Raw genomic sequence first — 14,969 nt, forward strand, 5'->3', positions numbered from 1 at the left:
AGTTACTCCCCTTTGCCGCCAGCGGCTTTGTCAGCTGCTTGAGCGGGGGCCGGGTTCTTTTTGCCTACGTTAGTCGCTTCGCTCGGGTTTACCTGCACACCCGGACGGACGTATTGCAGCCCTTCGGTGATCAGACGATCGCCGGCTTTCAGGCCGTCTTCGATCAACCACTGGCTGCCGACGGTGCGGCTGGCCTTGAGCTGACGCAGCTCCACCTTGTTGTCGGCGCCGACGACCAGTGCGGTCGGGGTACCTTTGAGGTCACGGGTCACGCCTTGTTGCGGCGCCAGAATGGCGGCGGCGTTGACGCCGGCCTGCAACTGGGCGCGGACGAACATGCCCGGCAGCAGGGTGTGATCCGGGTTCGGGAATACCGCACGCAGGGTCACGGAGCCGGTAGTCGGGTCGACCGTGACTTCCGAGAATTCCAGCTTACCGTCGAGCTTGTACTGGCTGCCGTCTTCCAAAGTCAGTTTGACCGCCGCCGAGTTGTCGCCGGCTTTCTGCAGACGACCGCTTTCCAGCTCACGGCGCAGTTCCAGCAATTCCACCGAGGACTGGGTTACGTCGACGTAGATCGGGTCAAGTTGCTGGATCGTCGCCATCGCATCGGTCTGGCCGTTGCTGACCAGCGCACCTTCGGTGACCGAAGAGCGACCGATACGGCCGGAAATCGGCGCGTAGACCTTGGTGTAACGCACGTTGATCTGCGCGCTCTGCAACGACGCTTCCGATTCCATGCGGTTGGACACTGCGGTGTCGTATTCCTGACGGCTCACGGCCTGTTCATCGACCAGTTGCTTGTAGCGGTCGGAGATCGACTTGGTCGAACGCAGGCTGGCTTCGGCGCTTTTCAGGGTCGCTTCATAGACCGACGGATCGATCTGATACAGCTGCTGGCCGGCTTTGACGTCGCCGCCTTCCTTGAACAGACGCTTGAGAATGATGCCGTTGACCTGCGGTCGAACTTCAGCGATGCGGAACGCACTGGTGCGGCCCGGCAGTTCAGACGTGAGGGTGAACGCTTGGGGTTGAAGGGTGACGACGCCGACCTGAGGAGGCGGAGCGGCTGGGGCCGCTTCTTCCTTTTTACATCCGCTGAGCAGCGATGCCAGGGCGACGGCAGTGACCAGAGCGGTAACAGCTGGCTTGAATTGCATGAAGATCCTCGGGTCAGGCGCGCGAGAAGCGCACAAGAAGTGTGTAAGGGTAAAAAAATTTTGCTGGGTGGATAAGTAGCTTGCTAAGGAATATACTTACGTTCATGGTTGTTTGTAAATACCTTGGCTGCGTACCCACCCTGTTACAAAAGTCGTTGCAAGGTTTGAAATTGTAGGCCGGGGAGCCGATTCGCGAGAGATCGCCCCCTCTTTATTCAGCGGATATTCAGACATCCCTGAGACATCCTGTTTGAGGTTTTACTGCCATGGTCCGTCGTACCAAAGAGGAAGCTCAAGAAACCCGCAGCCAGATTCTGGAAGCGGCGGAGAAAGCCTTCTATGAAAGAGGCGTGGCCCGCACGACCCTGGCGGATATCGCGACAATGGCCGGTGTCACTCGCGGCGCCATCTATTGGCATTTCAGCAACAAGGCTGATCTGGTCCAGGCCATGCTCGACAGCTTGCATGAGCCGCTGGATGAACTGGCCAAAGCCAGTGAAAGCGAGGACGAACTCGACCCGCTGGGCTGCATGCGCAAGCTGCTGATTCATTTGTTTCATCAAGTTGCGCTGGATCCGAAGACCCGGCGCATCAACGAAATTCTGTTTCATAAGTGCGAGTTCACCGATGAAATGTGCGATTTGCGCCAACAGCGCCGGGCGGCCAGTCTCGATTGCAATCTGCGTATCGGGCTGACCCTGCGTAATGCGGTGAATCGCGGCCAGTTGCCGGACGATCTCGACACTGCCCGCGCAGCCATCAGCATTCATGCCTATATTGATGGCCTCCTCTATGGATGGCTGTTGGCGCCAGACAGCTTTGAACTGCACGCCGAAGCCGAGCGCTGGGTCGATACAGGGTTGGACATGCTGCGCCTGAGCCCCAGCCTGCGCAAATGAAACAAAATGCGTAATTGGCACAGCTTGTGTCAATTGGCCTGCTTTTCTATACGTTCGCGGCGCGCAGTTTATATGTAGCGAGCTACGTATTTTGTAGGGATTTTGTGTCGTGTGTGTGAACGGTTGTTAGCTGCCTGCCTATCGGGCGCCCAAGAAAAAGCCCCGGCTCTTGCGAGTCGGGGCTTTTGCGTTTCTGCTGCCTCGTACTGAATAACGCTTACAGCGTCGGATAGTCGATGTAGCCGACCGGGCCTTTCGCGTAGAACAGCTCTGGGCGAGCTTCATTGAGCGGTGCATCGGCCTTCAAACGCGCCGGCAGATCCGGGTTGGCAATGAACGGCACACCGAACGCCACGGCGTCAGCCTTGCCGCTGGCCAGCCACGCGTTGGCGCTGTCCTTGGTGAAGCGCTCGTTGGCGATGTACGGGCCGCCGAACGCTTCTTTCAGTTGCGGGCCGAGGCTGTCGGCGCCTTCTTTCTCACGGGAGCAGATGAAGGCGATGCCACGTTTGCCCAGCTCGCGAGCCACGTAAGTGAAGGTTTCAGCCACATTGTCGTCGCCCATGTCATGGGAGTCGGCACGCGGTGCCAGGTGTACACCGACACGGCCGGCGCCCCAGACTTCGATGGCGGCGTCAGTCACTTCCAGCAACAGGCGGGCACGGTTTTCCAGCGAGCCACCGTAGTTATCGGTGCGCTGGTTGGTGCTGCTTTGCAGGAACTGGTCGAGCAGGTAGCCGTTGGCACCGTGGATTTCTACACCGTCGAAACCGGCGGCTTTGGCGTTTTCGGCACCGGTGCGGTAGGCGTCGACAATGTCGGCGATCTCAGCGGTTTCCAGAGCACGCGGGGTAGGGTAGTCGGCCATTGGGCGCACCAGGCTGACGTGGCCCTTAGGCTGGATGGCGCTTGGGGCGACCGGCGCTTCGCCGTTCAGGTACGACGGGTGGGAGACCCGGCCGACGTGCCACAGTTGCAGGAAGATCTTGCCGCCAGCGCCGTGAATGGCTTTGGTGACGTTGGACCAGCCGCGCACCTGATCGTTGGACCAGATGCCCGGGGTGTCCGGGTAGCCGACGCCCATCGGCGTCACCGAAGTGGCTTCGCTGAGGATCAGGCCAGCCGAGGCGCGTTGCACGTAGTACTCGGCCATCAGCGCGTTCGGCACGCGGCCTTCGTCGGCGCGGCAGCGGGTCAGCGGCGCCATGATGATGCGGTTGGACAGCTCGACGTCGCCCAGTTTGATCGGATCGAAAATAGTTGCCATGTGTACAACCCTCGTCAGTGAAGTGGTTAATCAGTGGGTAGCCGGGGCCAGATCGGCATTGCCGTTCTGACGGAAAGTAATCAGGGTCACCAGCAGGGCGAGTACCGCCAACGCTGCTGCAGCCAGAGGCACGCTGGTCAGACCGAAGCCGTGGGCGATGACGCTGCCACCGACCCAGGCGCCGAGGGCGTTGCCGACGTTGAACGCGCCGATGTTCAGGGTCGACACCAGGTTCGGCGCCGCCTTGCCGAAGGTCACTACGTTGATTTGCAGTGCCGGTACGGCAGCAAAAGAAGCGGTGGCCCAGAGGAACAGGGTGATTTCAGTCGGGATCAGCGCGACGCTGGTCCAGCTCAGCACGGTGGAGACCACGGCCATCGACACGAACACGCCGATCAGCGTGGCGCCGAGGCGTTTGTCCGCCAGTTTGCCGCCGATGATGTTGCCAACAGTCAGACCGAGGCCGATCAACAGCAGGGTCCAGGTCACGCCTTTTGGCGAGACACCAGTGACATCGCCGAGCAGCGGGGCAACGTAGGTGAAGAGGGTAAACATGGACGCTGCAAACAGCGCGGTCATGCTCAGCGACAGCCAGATACCGGCGCCTTTGAGGGCGGCGAGTTCGGCGCGCATGTCGAGTTTTTCTTCGTCACGCTTGGCCGGCAGGAAACGGATCAGGCCGATCAGTGCGATCACACCAATCACCGTCACTGCCCAGAAGGTCGAACGCCAGCCGGCCTCCTGACCCAACGCGGTGCCCAGCGGCACGCCAAGGACGTTCGCCAGGGTCAAACCGGTGAACATCAAAGCGACTGCCGAAGCGCGTTTGTTCGGTGCCACCAGACCTGCGGCCACTACCGAACCGATACCGAAGAACGCACCGTGGCACAGCGCGGTGACGACACGGGCAAACATCAGCACGTTGTAGTCACTGGCGATGGCGCAAAGCAGGTTGCCGACGATGAAAATGCCCATCAACGCTACCAGAGCAGCCTTGCGCGGCAGTTTGGCGGTGGCCAGTGCCATGAACGGTGCACCAATGGCCACGCCCAGGGCGTAACCGGTCACCAGCCAGCCGGCGCCGGGGATCGACACACCGAGGTCGGCCGCCACATCGGGCAGCAAGCCCATGATGACGAACTCGGTGGTGCCGATGGCGAAGGCGCTCAAGGCGAGTATGAGTAGCGAGAGGGGCATCGTTGATTCCTTGTGGGCTGGCTGACGTTAAGGGTCAGAGCTCTTTACTGAGGGTGCTGAGGAACGTCTGGATCACGTCCTCGTTACGTTTGAAAAAGTGCCATTGACCGGCTTTCTGGCTGCTGATCAACCCGGCGCGTTGCAGGGTTGCCAGATGGGCGGAAACCGTCGACTGCGACAGGCCGCAGCGTTGATCGATTTGCCCGGCGCAGATGCCGTACTCGTGGTTGTGGATCTGTTCCGGGAACTCGGCTTTGGGATCTTTCAACCAGTTGAGGATGTCTCGCCGTACTGGGTGTGCCAGGGCTTTTATTATTTCGTCGAGGTCGATGTTCATGGCTTGGGCTCGTGATGTCTGTAGCGCTATATCGCGATGAGGCGAACTTTAAATCGGTACTTCGCGATATACCAATATGAATTTGATCTTACGACCGCGTAAATCGGTATATCGGGTTATAACGATGCGTTGAGTGTATTGAAACGAAGGCGCAGTGCTAAGCTGCGCCCATGAACTATCTCGCACATTTGCACCTCGGTGGCCAGCGCCCCGAGCAATTACTCGGCAGCCTGTATGGCGATTTCGTCAAAGGTCGGCTGCAAGGGCAGTTTGCTCCGGAGCTCGAGGCGGCCATTCAACTGCACCGACGGATTGACGTTTTTACCGATCGCCATCCTTTGGTGGATATCGCGCTGGGGCGATTTTCCGAGACCCGGCGACGTTACGCGGGGATCGTCCTTGATGTGTTTTTCGACCATTGCCTGGCGCGGGACTGGAGGTTGTACGCCGATCAGCCGTTGGAGCAGTTCACCGCTGATGTTTATCGCGTGTTGTCTCGCGAGCAGCAACTGCCCGAGCGACTGGCGAAGATTGCGCCGCACATGGTCGCCAATGACTGGTTGGGGTCGTATCAGGAGTTTGAAGTGCTGGAGCAGGTGTTGCGCGGGATCTCCCGGCGCCTGACCCGGCCGGAAGAGTTGGCGGGGGCGATGCAGGAGTTGCGGCGGTTGTATGAGCCGCTCAGTGGAGACTTTGCGTTGTTCTACCCGCAGCTTCAGGATTTTGCCCAGAACTGCGGATTACAGAAAATCTAATGTAGGAATGAGCCTGTGGTGAGGGGATTTATCCCCGACGGGTCGCGCAGCGGCCCCAAATTCTGCAATCGCGGTTCGCCAGGTAAATCGCGTGCATAAATTTGCGACTGCTGCGCAGCCGATCGGGGATAAATCCCCTCACCACAATGATCATGCGTATGCGCTCGGGTATTCAGGCCGCGATAGCCGGACGCATCGGGGCTTGTTGTTTTTCCGGGATCGCCCCAAACAACACCTTCTGCACCGCCTGCTGCGCTTCAAACGCCAGCGCCGCACGCTCCCGGCCTTCGCATGCAATCGGCTTGAGCAGATGAACCTCAACATCCCCGCAATCATTGCTGAACAAGCGCATCAGGTGCGACAGCAAATCATCGTCACCAATGAACGGCGCCAGCGCATCGATTTCGCCGTCACGCAGATAACGGATTGCCACCGGTTGCAGCATCACTTGCGAATCAATCGCCGCCGACAGCAAGCGACCGTGAAAGGTACGCAGCGAACGGCCGTCGGTGGTGGTGCCTTCCGGGAACATCAGCAGCGAGTGATCGGTTTGCAGGTGACGGGTCATCTGCTTGCGGATCAACTGGCTGTCGCCCGAACCGCGACGGATGAACAGGCTGCCAGCCTTGGCCGCCAGCCAACCGGCCACCGGCCAGGTGCGTACTTCGGCCTTGGACAGAAACGACAGCGGCGTGAGCATGCCGAGCAGCGGAATGTCCGTCCAGGAAACGTGGTTGCTGACCCACAGCATCGGCTGTTTTGGCAGCTCACCGTGAACGCTCACACGAAAGGGCAGGGCATTGCTCAGGCGCGCCATGAAGAAGCGCGACCAGCGTTGGCGGCGTTCCATCGAATGCGCCAGGCCAATGCGTTCGAACACGCCGAAGACAGTGGCCATGCTCAAGCCCAGCGAGACCACCAATAGCACTCGCGCGATCCGCGCGTACACCCGCAGGCGACTCATCACACGGCCGCCTTGAAGTGTTTGGCGTAGCGTGGGCAGAGCTCGTCGCGCTTGAGCAGGATGAACACGTCGGCGACCTGGAAATCTTCATCCCAGCACGGCTCGCCGCAGATCTTCGCGCCCAGACGCATATAGGCTTTGAGCAGCGGCGGCATTTCGGCGATCACGTTCGATGGAATATCCAGAGTCGGCAACGGCTTTTTCGGCTCGGCGCGCAAGTGTTCGGTGCACAGATAACGTTCACGCAGACGCTGCATGATCGCGTGGGCCTGCACGCCGCCGTCCTGCATCGGAATGCTCGCGCAACCCATCAGGTAGCTGTAACCGCCCTGATTCAACACTTCGGCGAGTTCGCCCCACAGCACGGCGATGGTGCCGCCGTTGCGGTAGGCCGGGTCGACGCAGGTGCGGCCGATTTCGAGGATCGGGCCTTTCAAATGGGCGAGGCCATGCAGGCTGAATTCTTCTTCGCTGTAGAACTTGCCCAGGGTGCTGGCGGCGGTGTGATCAAGTAACCGCGTGGTCGCCACCAGGCGCCCGGTGTTCAGGTCTCGCACGCCGATGTGGCTGCAGTGAACATCATAATCATCCATGTCCAGACCCAGTTCTGCGCCTTTCAGCTTGGCGTTGAATTCGCCGCTGAATACGCTGAATCGCAAGGCTTGGGCTTGCTGCAAGGCCTCGGCGCCGATCAGGCGTTCGGCTTGCAGACGGCGTTCATTGCCGGTGTCGCTGATGCGGGCGATCTGAGTCATGTGAATCTCCGTACGGGCCTTTAACCCGTCGTGGGTTGCAGCCGATCGACTTTCTTTATGCAGCCGTGTTGTGCAAAGTCAGGCTATGTAGCCCCGGTGTCATCGCCATGAAAGTTTGGTGATGCTTATATGACAGCCCACAAGGAGCCTCTTATGCCCTGGTCAGATCTGCTCGAAAGCCGCGAACGATTGCCCGCCGTGGCTGACCTGGCGGAGGGTTTTGCGACGTTGTTGCATCAACTGGGCAACGTCACGCCATTCGAATTGGCGGTGGCGGGCGGGCGGCGGATGGCGACGCCGGGGCTGGCGTTTCTGGTCGGTTATCAGGCGGCGTTGCGCATGCTGTGGCCGAGTGCACCGCTGAGCCTCGGCGCGCTGTGTGCAACGGAACAGCGCAGCTTGCGCCCGGCCGATATGCAGACCCGGCTGACTGATTTGCGCCTGAGCGGCCGCAAGGATTTCGTCACCGCCGGCGATGCGGCGGACTGGCTGCTGATTGCCGCGCGCAGCGAAGAACCCGGCGAAACGCCGCGCCTGAGTCTGGGGGTGGTGTATCCCGGTGAGCCCGGCGTAACGGTGGAAAAACTGCCGCCACTGCCGCTGATGCCGGACATCAGCCATGGCCGGCTGCACCTCGACGGCGCCTTGTGCGAGTTACTTGCGGGGGACGGTTGGGATGCTTACGTCAAACCGTTTCGCACGCTGGAAGATGTCTATGTGCTGAGTGCGATGACCGCTTGGCTGTATGGCGTCGGGCAGGAAAGCGACTGGCCACAGATACTGCAATTGCGTTTGCTGGCGTTGTTGGCCGGGTGCGCGGAAATGAGTCGGCAGCCGCCGAACAATCCGGCCGGGCATGTGTTGTTGGGTGGATTGTTTGCGCAGTTTGATTCGTTGAAACCGGAGATCGATCAGGCGTTGGCTGGCGGCAATTCGGACTGGGCGGCGATGTGGCAGCGCGATCAGTCGGTGATGCAATTGGCTTCGGGCGCCAGGGCCAAGCGGCTGGCCAAGGCTTTGGCGCAGGCCTGACCGGCCTCTTCGCGAGCAGGCTCGCTCCCACAGTTAACCGAGTTTCTTCAGTTGGAATGCGATCGAACTGTGGGAGCGAGCCTGCTCGCGAAGGCGGCCTCAACATCACTACACATCTGTCATAAACCCCGACTACCCTCAGCAGGTTCTCCCCAAGAGCCCTCACCATGTTCAAAGGCCTGTCCCTGCTTCTGCTGCTGATCAGCTCCACGGTTCAGGCCTCCAATGTGCAATGGCCCGGCGAGCAATGGCCGGTCGGCCCGCAGATTACAGCGATTAAAGACCTTGAGACCTACGCCTTCCCTCCCCGCGACGACACCACCCGCCAAGGCATCCGCACCGACGCCTTGCTGATCATCCGCGATGGCCAAGTCATCTATGAACGCTACGCCGGCCCGACCACCGCCGACACCCCGCACTTGACCTGGTCGATCAGCAAAAGCCTGATGGCCACCGTGCTCGGTGTGGCTTACGGCGAAGGTCTGTTCAAACTTGAAGACGCCGCCGTGAAGTTCTACCCGGCGCTGGAAAAACACCCGGCCATCACCCTCGCGGATCTGCTGCACTGGGCCTCGGGAATCGACTGGCAGGAAGACTACGAATACGCCCCGCTGAAATCCTCGGTGGTGGCGATGCTTTACACCCGTGGCCATCGCGACATGGCCGCGTTCACTGCCGATCACGATGCCTATGCGGAACCGGGGCAGGCCTTCCGTTATTCCAGCGGCGACAGCAATCTGCTGGCGGCCGCGTTGAAATCCATCGTCGGCCCGCAGCGTTATCCCGACTATCCGTGGACAGCCCTGTTCGAGCCTTTGGGCATTCGTAGCGCGGTGTGGGAGACGGATGCGAGCGGCACTTTTGTCGCTTCGTCTTACGCCTATCTCACCGCGCGGGATCTGGCGCGAGTCGGTCTGTTGATGGTCCGCGACGGACGCTGGAATGATCGGCAGTTGCTGCCCAAGGACTGGGTCGCCTTCAACCTCAAGCCGTTCGCCGGTTACAAGGCCCAGCAGGACGAAGCCGTACCCGGCGGCCAGTGGTGGCTCAATCGCCCGGTGGATGGCACCGCATCGCCATGGCCCGATGCATCGCCCGACACCTACGCCGCCCTTGGCCATTGGGGGCAGGCGCTGTACGTGATTCCCAGCGAAAAACTGGTGATCGTGCGCTACGCCGATGATCGTGACGGCAGCTACCGGCACAACGAATTGCTCAAGCGTGTACTGAAGGCGGTGCAGCCATGAAGCGGTTGTTGCTGGTGTTGCTTGTGCTGTTGCTCGGCTGGATCGGGTACGAGCGCGAAAATTTGTGGGCCTTCCCCGACATCATCAGCGCCTACACCGCCAAGGAATATTGTTCGTGCCGCTACGTGATGAATAACGACGCCGAGTATTGCCGTGGCTATGTGAAACAGTGGCTGCCGACCAGTGGTTTTTCCGATGAATCTGCCAGCAAAACCATCACCGTCAGCGGCATGGGCCGCACAAACAAAGCCCAATGGCTGAGCGAGCGCCAGGGCTGTCGTCTCAATCCTTGAAAAAACCCAATCCCCCTGTAGGAGTTCGATGAAGTCAGGTTCCACTCTGCGGAACCACATTCGATTGTCCTCGCGCGCATCTCGCGGTTATCTGGCGGTGAGCACGACCTGCCTTGTACGTGTCGTGAAATCTGACCGAACAAAAAGACCGGGAACACCCGCGCGAGGAGAACCGTCATGCCCCGACATCAGCACATTCTGGCCTGGCTCAACGACGTGGCCAGCGACCTGCACGCCACCCGCCAGGACATTCACGCTCACCCCGAACTCGGCTTCGAGGAAAATCGCACTTCGGCGCTGGTCGCCCAATCGCTCGAAAGCTGGGGTTACGAAGTCCATACCGGCATCGGCAAGACCGGCGTGGTCGGTGTGCTGCGCAACGGCAGCAGCTCGCGAAAACTCGGTCTGCGCGCCGACATGGACGCCTTGCCGATCATCGAAAACACCGGCGTCGCCTACAGCAGCCAGCATCAGGGCTGCATGCACGCCTGCGGTCACGACGGGCATACCGCGATGCTCCTCGGCGCCGCGCGTTATCTGGCCGCAACCCGCCAGTTCGACGGCACCCTCACGCTGATTTTTCAACCCGCCGAAGAGGGCCAGGGCGGCGCCGAAGCGATGCTTGCCGATGGCCTGCTCGAACGTTTCCCGTGCGATGCGCTGTTCGGCATGCACAACATGCCGGGCCTGCCTGCCGGGCACCTGGGCTTTCGCGAAGGGCCGATGATGGCGTCGCAGGATTTGCTCACCGTGACCATCGAAGGCGTCGGCGGCCACGGTTCGATGCCGCATTTGGCAGTTGATCCGCTGGTTGCGGCGGCGAGCGCTGTCATGGCCCTGCAAACCGTTGTTTCGCGCAACATCGATGCGCAACAGGCGGCAGTGGTAACGGTCGGTGCGCTGCAAGCAGGGGAGGCGGCCAACGTCATTCCGCAACAGGCGATCCTGCGCCTGAGCCTGCGTGCGCTCAACGCTGAAGTGCGGGTACAGACTCTCGACCGCGTGCGCTCGATCATTGAAACCCAGGCCGAAAGTTTCGGCTGCACCTCGCACATCGAACACCGCCCGGCCTACCCGGTGCTGGTCAACCACGCCGCCGAAACCGAGTTCGCCCGGCAGGTTGGCGTCGAGTTGGTCGGCGCCGACGCCGTCGACGGCAACACCCCAAAATTGATGGGCAGCGAAGACTTTGCCTGGATGCTCCAGCGTTGCCCCGGCGCGTATCTGTTTATCGGCAACGGCGTGTCGCGGCCGATGGTGCACAACCCCGCGTATGACTTTAATGACGACATCCTGCTGACCGGCGCGGCGTATTGGGGCGCGCTGACCGAGAGCTGGCTCAAGCCGGCCTGATTTCTTCACTTTCTGCTGCCGCTGAACCCCGGGCGCCCTGGCGCGCGGGTCATCACCCAACAGCTTTTGGAGAATTCCCCATGCAGGCTTCGAGCACAGGCGTTTCGCGTACCCGGCAAGTGGTCGCCGCCGTTATCGGCAATGCGCTGGAATGGTATGACTTCATCGTTTACGGCTTTCTGGCGAGCATCATCGCCCGGCAATTTTTTCCCTCCGAAGATGGCTACGCCTCGCTGTTGATGGCGCTGGCGACCTTCGGCGTCGGCTTCTTCATGCGCCCGGTGGGCGGCATCCTGCTCGGCATGTATGCCGACCGCAAGGGCCGCAAAGCGGCGATGCAGATGATCATCCGGCTGATGACCGTGTCCATTGCGCTGATCGCTTTTGCGCCGAACTACGCTGCCATCGGCATGGGCGCGCCGTTGCTGATCGTCGTCGCGCGGATGCTTCAAGGCTTTGCTACCGGCGGTGAATACGCCAGCGCCACGGCGTTTCTGGTGGAAAGCGCGCCGGCCCATCGCAAGGGGCTTTATGGTTCGTGGCAACTGGTCGGGCAATGTCTGGCAGTGTTTGCTGGCGCGGCGATGGTGGCGTTGGTCACCCACCTGTTTACGCCTGAGGCGCTGGACACCTGGGGCTGGCGGATCCCGTTCGTGCTCGGTCTGTTGATCGGCCCGGTCGGCTTGTGGATTCGCAAGCACATGGAAGAACCGGAAGAATTCCTCGAAGCGCGCAAGCAAGCCAAAGGTGCGGCACCGGGCTTGTGGCAGGTGATCCGCGAACATCGCCGCAGTCTGCTGGTGTCGATGGGACTGGCGTGCGGGGCCACGGTGTCGTTCTACGTGGTGCTGGTGAACATGCCGACCTTCGCCCACACCAATCTCGGTCTGCCACTGGATCAGGTGTTGCTGGTGCAGATGCTCGCCGTGGCGCTGATGACCGTGGTGATTCCGTTGTCCGGCGCGCTGTCGGATCGCGTGGGGCGGCGGCCCGTGTTGATGGCTTTCACCCTGGCGTTTTTCGTTATGGTCTATCCGCTGTATGTGTGGGTGGCGGCTGCGCCGTCGATCGAGCGTCTGCTGGTGATGCAACTGTTGCTGTGCAGTGCCATTGGCGGCTTCTTCGGCCCGGCCCCGACCGCGCTGGCCGAGCAGTTTCCCATCGAAGTGCGCTCAACCGGCGTCTCGGTGGCCTACAACGTAGCGGTGATGCTGTTCGGTGGTTTCGCACCGTTGATCGTCACCTGGCTGAGCAAAGTCTTGAACACGCCGGTAGCGCCAGCCTTCTACGTGTTGTTCGCTTGCCTGCTGACCCTGCTCGGTACTTACTGCTTGCAAGAAGCGCCGCGCGCGAAGAAACCCGTCGCGCTCAATGTGGGAGTGAAACCGTGAGCCCGTTAGCCATCCACCCGATTGTCGCCCTCGACGCCGATGCGCTGTCCCGGGCAATTCATACGCGACAGGTGTCGTGTCGCGAAGTGATGCAGGCGTATCTGGCGCACATCGAGCGCTTCAATCCGTCGGTCAATGCGCTGGTGTCGTTGCGTGCTGATGAAGACCTGCTTCGCGAGGCTGATGAGTGCGACCGCCAACTGGATCGCGGCCAGTCTCGCGGCTGGATGCACGGCATGCCACAGGCGATCAAGGATCTGGCCGCCACCGCCGGTTTGCGCACCACCATGGGCTCGCCGCTGTTCGCCGAGCAAGTGCCTCAGCATGACGCGATCAGCGTGGCCCGTGTACGCGCGTGCGGCGCGATCATCATCGGCAAGACCAACGTGCCGGAATTCGGCCTCGGTTCGCAGACCTACAACACGGTGTTCGGCACCACCACCAACGCCTATGACCCGAGCTTGATTGCCGGCGGCAGCAGCGGCGGGGCGGCGGTGGCGCTGGCCCTGCGTTTGCTGCCGGTGGCCGATGGCAGCGACATGATGGGCTCGCTGCGCAACCCGGCGGCGTTCAATAACGTCTTCGGCTTTCGCCCGTCACAGGGCCGCGTGCCCCACGGGCCGGGGCCTGAAGTGTTCGTCCAGCAACTGGCCACCGAAGGCCCGATGGGCCGCAGCGTTACTGACGTCGCACGGCTGCTGTCGACGCAGGCCGGTTACGACTCGCGCGTACCGCTGTCGCTGAAGGATCAACCGCAGGAGTTTGCCGAAGGGCTGCAAAGGGATTTCACCGGCGTGCGTATCGGCTGGCTCGGCGACTACAACGGCTATCTGCCGATGGACGACGGCGTGCTGAGTCTGTGCGAATCGGCGCTGGCGGATTTCACTGCGCTGGGTTGTCAGGTCGAAGCCTGCCAGCCGGATTTTTCCATGCAGCGCTTGTGGCAGACCTGGCTGACCCATCGGCACTTTCTGGTGCAAGGCAGCCTCGGCGCGGCGTATGCCGACCCGCGCAAACGCGAACTGCTCAAGCCTGAAGCGCAGTGGGAAGTGGAGGGTGGATTGCGTCTGAGCGCCGCCGACGTTTATCAGGCATCGGTCGCGCGCAGCGAGTGGTATTGCGCGCTAAGCAAACTGTTCGAACGTTACGATTTCCTGCTGCTGCCCACCGCCCAAGTGTTCCCTTTTGATGCACAACAGCCGTGGCCGCGCGTCGTTGGTGGGCGCGCCATGGACACCTATCACCGCTGGATGGAGGTGGTCATCGGCCCGACATTGGCGGGACTGCCGAGCATGAGTGTGCCGGTCGGTTTCAACCCGGCGGGGTTGCCGATGGGCCTGCAAATCATTGGTCCGGCCCAGGCGGATCGTGCGGTTTTGCAACTGGCCTACGCCCACGAAAAAATGACCCGCTGGGTCGAACGGCGCCCGCCGCCATGCCTGCAACCGGCCTGAGCGGCTCGTATCTTGCTGCAAAAAGTGATCATCCATTCGTAACCATGGAGGTCGATCCTATGGGCAGCAAGGCAGACACCGGCAGCGTGCGCTCGGTCGAACGGGCGCTGGCGATCGTCGAGTTGCTCGGCGAGCATCAGGCGTTGGGGCTGGAGGAGTTGCACTACCTGACGACGCTGCCCAAAGCCACGGTGTCGCGGATGCTCGCGACCTTGCAGGAGCAGGGCTGGATCTACCGCGGCCTCAGCGACCGGCGATATCGCCTGTGCGCCAAGCGCCTGTTCGGTGATCGTCAGCAGCGTTTCAAGCGGCATCTGGTGGAGAGTGCGGCGCCGATGTTGCTTGAGTTGAGCGAACGCACCGGGCTGGTCGCGGACTTGTCGTGCTTCGACGGTGAGCGGGTTGAAGTCATGGAAAGTGCGATCCCGCAGGTACTGCGCAAACGCTATCCGAACAACTGCCAGATCGTCGGGCATCACGCCAGCCTGTTTCATTCGGCGATGGGCCGAGCGTGTCTGGGTGAACTCGACAGCCATGAGGTCGAACGCTTAGCCGAACGCGAGCAGTTGAGCGATGAAGGTCTGTTACAGGCCACCGAGTCGGCGTTGCAGCAGGGCTTTGGCCAGCGCACCGAAGGTTACTGGGAATACCCGGTGCGCTTGCCGTTTCTGATTCGTGCGGTGGCGTTGCCGATCCGTGCGCAAGGGCGACTGGTCGGCAGCATGGCATTGCACTGGCCGATGGATCAGGCGCCGGTGGAGCGGGTGTTGAGCCTGCACCTCAATAGCCTGGCGGCGACCATTGGTGATGTGCAGCAAGCATTGGCCTGACAGTCTTTTACGCTCCACGGTTTGCAATACATCCA

The 14,969-nt window shown here is 61.3% G+C and carries 15 protein-coding genes; 9 read left to right on the forward strand and 6 right to left on the reverse strand.

Going from position 1 to position 14,969, the window contains the following annotated elements; genetic code table 11:
- Window positions 1-2 precede the first annotated feature (2 nt).
- Window positions 3-1,160 carry an efflux RND transporter periplasmic adaptor subunit EmhA gene (gene emhA, locus ACA074_RS06610; RefSeq protein WP_497658860.1) on the reverse strand — a complete coding sequence of 386 codons (1,158 nt, stop codon included), beginning with the start codon at window positions 1,158-1,160 and terminating at the stop codon, window positions 3-5.
- 266 nt (window positions 1,161-1,426) lie between these two features.
- Here emhA and emhR point away from each other — a divergent pair, with 266 nt between their 5' ends.
- Window positions 1,427-2,059: an efflux system transcriptional repressor EmhR gene (gene emhR, locus ACA074_RS06615; protein WP_187681160.1), complete on the forward strand. Its 633-nt coding sequence runs from the start codon at window positions 1,427-1,429 to the stop codon at window positions 2,057-2,059.
- Window positions 2,060-2,276: 217 nt separating this feature from the next.
- Here emhR and ACA074_RS06620 read toward each other — a convergent pair whose 3' ends face one another.
- The 3 genes from ACA074_RS06620 to ACA074_RS06630 are packed head-to-tail and all read right to left on the reverse strand — an operon-like array spanning window position 2,277 to window position 4,860.
- Window positions 2,277-3,326 (reverse strand): alkene reductase, encoded by a 1,050-nt coding sequence (locus ACA074_RS06620; protein WP_497678652.1) that lies wholly within the window; start codon window positions 3,324-3,326, stop codon window positions 2,277-2,279.
- Between the two features lie 30 nt (window positions 3,327-3,356).
- Window positions 3,357-4,523: an MFS transporter gene (locus tag ACA074_RS06625; RefSeq protein ID WP_497678653.1), complete on the reverse strand. Its 1,167-nt coding sequence runs from the start codon at window positions 4,521-4,523 to the stop codon at window positions 3,357-3,359.
- A 34-nt stretch (window positions 4,524-4,557) separates the two neighbouring features.
- Entirely contained in the window at window positions 4,558-4,860 is a 303-nt protein-coding gene (locus ACA074_RS06630) for an ArsR/SmtB family transcription factor (RefSeq protein WP_489878377.1), read from the reverse strand.
- A gap of 170 nt (window positions 4,861-5,030) precedes the next feature.
- On the opposite strand from ACA074_RS06630, the gene ACA074_RS06635 reads away from it, so the two are divergent.
- Complete coding sequence (locus ACA074_RS06635; RefSeq protein ID WP_489878378.1) at window positions 5,031-5,615, forward strand: acyl carrier protein phosphodiesterase; 585 nt, start codon at window positions 5,031-5,033, stop codon at window positions 5,613-5,615.
- Between the two features lie 172 nt (window positions 5,616-5,787).
- Here ACA074_RS06635 and ACA074_RS06640 read toward each other — a convergent pair whose 3' ends face one another.
- Both ACA074_RS06640 and olsB read right to left on the reverse strand, forming a co-directional pair.
- Window positions 5,788-6,579: a lysophospholipid acyltransferase family protein gene (locus ACA074_RS06640; RefSeq protein ID WP_489878379.1), complete on the reverse strand. Its 792-nt coding sequence runs from the start codon at window positions 6,577-6,579 to the stop codon at window positions 5,788-5,790.
- Window positions 6,579-7,334: an L-ornithine N(alpha)-acyltransferase gene (gene olsB, locus ACA074_RS06645; protein WP_187681165.1), complete on the reverse strand. Its 756-nt coding sequence runs from the start codon at window positions 7,332-7,334 to the stop codon at window positions 6,579-6,581. Before olsB ends, ACA074_RS06640 begins: the two co-directional genes overlap by 1 nt.
- Window positions 7,335-7,487: 153 nt before the next feature.
- Between olsB and ACA074_RS06650 the strand changes: the two genes are divergently transcribed.
- The 7 genes from ACA074_RS06650 (at window position 7,488) to ACA074_RS06680 (ending at window position 14,934) form a co-directional block, all read left to right on the forward strand.
- Complete coding sequence (locus ACA074_RS06650; RefSeq protein WP_497678654.1) at window positions 7,488-8,366, forward strand: acyl-CoA dehydrogenase middle domain-containing protein; 879 nt, start codon at window positions 7,488-7,490, stop codon at window positions 8,364-8,366.
- A gap of 167 nt (window positions 8,367-8,533) precedes the next feature.
- Window positions 8,534-9,613 carry a serine hydrolase domain-containing protein gene (locus tag ACA074_RS06655; protein WP_497678655.1) on the forward strand — a complete coding sequence of 360 codons (1,080 nt, stop codon included), beginning with the start codon at window positions 8,534-8,536 and terminating at the stop codon, window positions 9,611-9,613.
- A complete protein-coding gene (locus ACA074_RS06660; RefSeq protein ID WP_497678656.1) occupies window positions 9,610-9,906 on the forward strand; it encodes an amidase in 297 nt (98 codons plus the stop codon). The genes ACA074_RS06655 and ACA074_RS06660 overlap by 4 nt, the downstream gene beginning before the upstream one ends.
- A 177-nt stretch (window positions 9,907-10,083) precedes the next feature.
- Window positions 10,084-11,259 carry a M20 aminoacylase family protein gene (locus ACA074_RS06665; RefSeq protein ID WP_497658865.1) on the forward strand — a complete coding sequence of 392 codons (1,176 nt, stop codon included), beginning with the start codon at window positions 10,084-10,086 and terminating at the stop codon, window positions 11,257-11,259.
- A gap of 80 nt (window positions 11,260-11,339) precedes the next feature.
- Window positions 11,340-12,650, forward strand: a complete 1,311-nt coding sequence (locus ACA074_RS06670) for a citrate-proton symporter (RefSeq protein ID WP_401266132.1) — start codon at window positions 11,340-11,342, stop codon at window positions 12,648-12,650.
- Window positions 12,647-14,104, forward strand: coding sequence for an amidase (locus ACA074_RS06675; RefSeq protein ID WP_497678657.1), 1,458 nt, complete (start codon window positions 12,647-12,649; stop codon window positions 14,102-14,104). The genes ACA074_RS06670 and ACA074_RS06675 overlap by 4 nt, the downstream gene beginning before the upstream one ends.
- Window positions 14,105-14,163: 59 nt before the next feature.
- On the forward strand, window positions 14,164-14,934 hold the full coding sequence (locus tag ACA074_RS06680; protein WP_401266191.1) for an IclR family transcriptional regulator: 771 nt from the start codon (window positions 14,164-14,166) through the stop codon (window positions 14,932-14,934).
- Window positions 14,935-14,969: the final 35 nt, after the last annotated feature.

Source organism: Pseudomonas sp. LBUM1655, assembly GCF_059716085.1.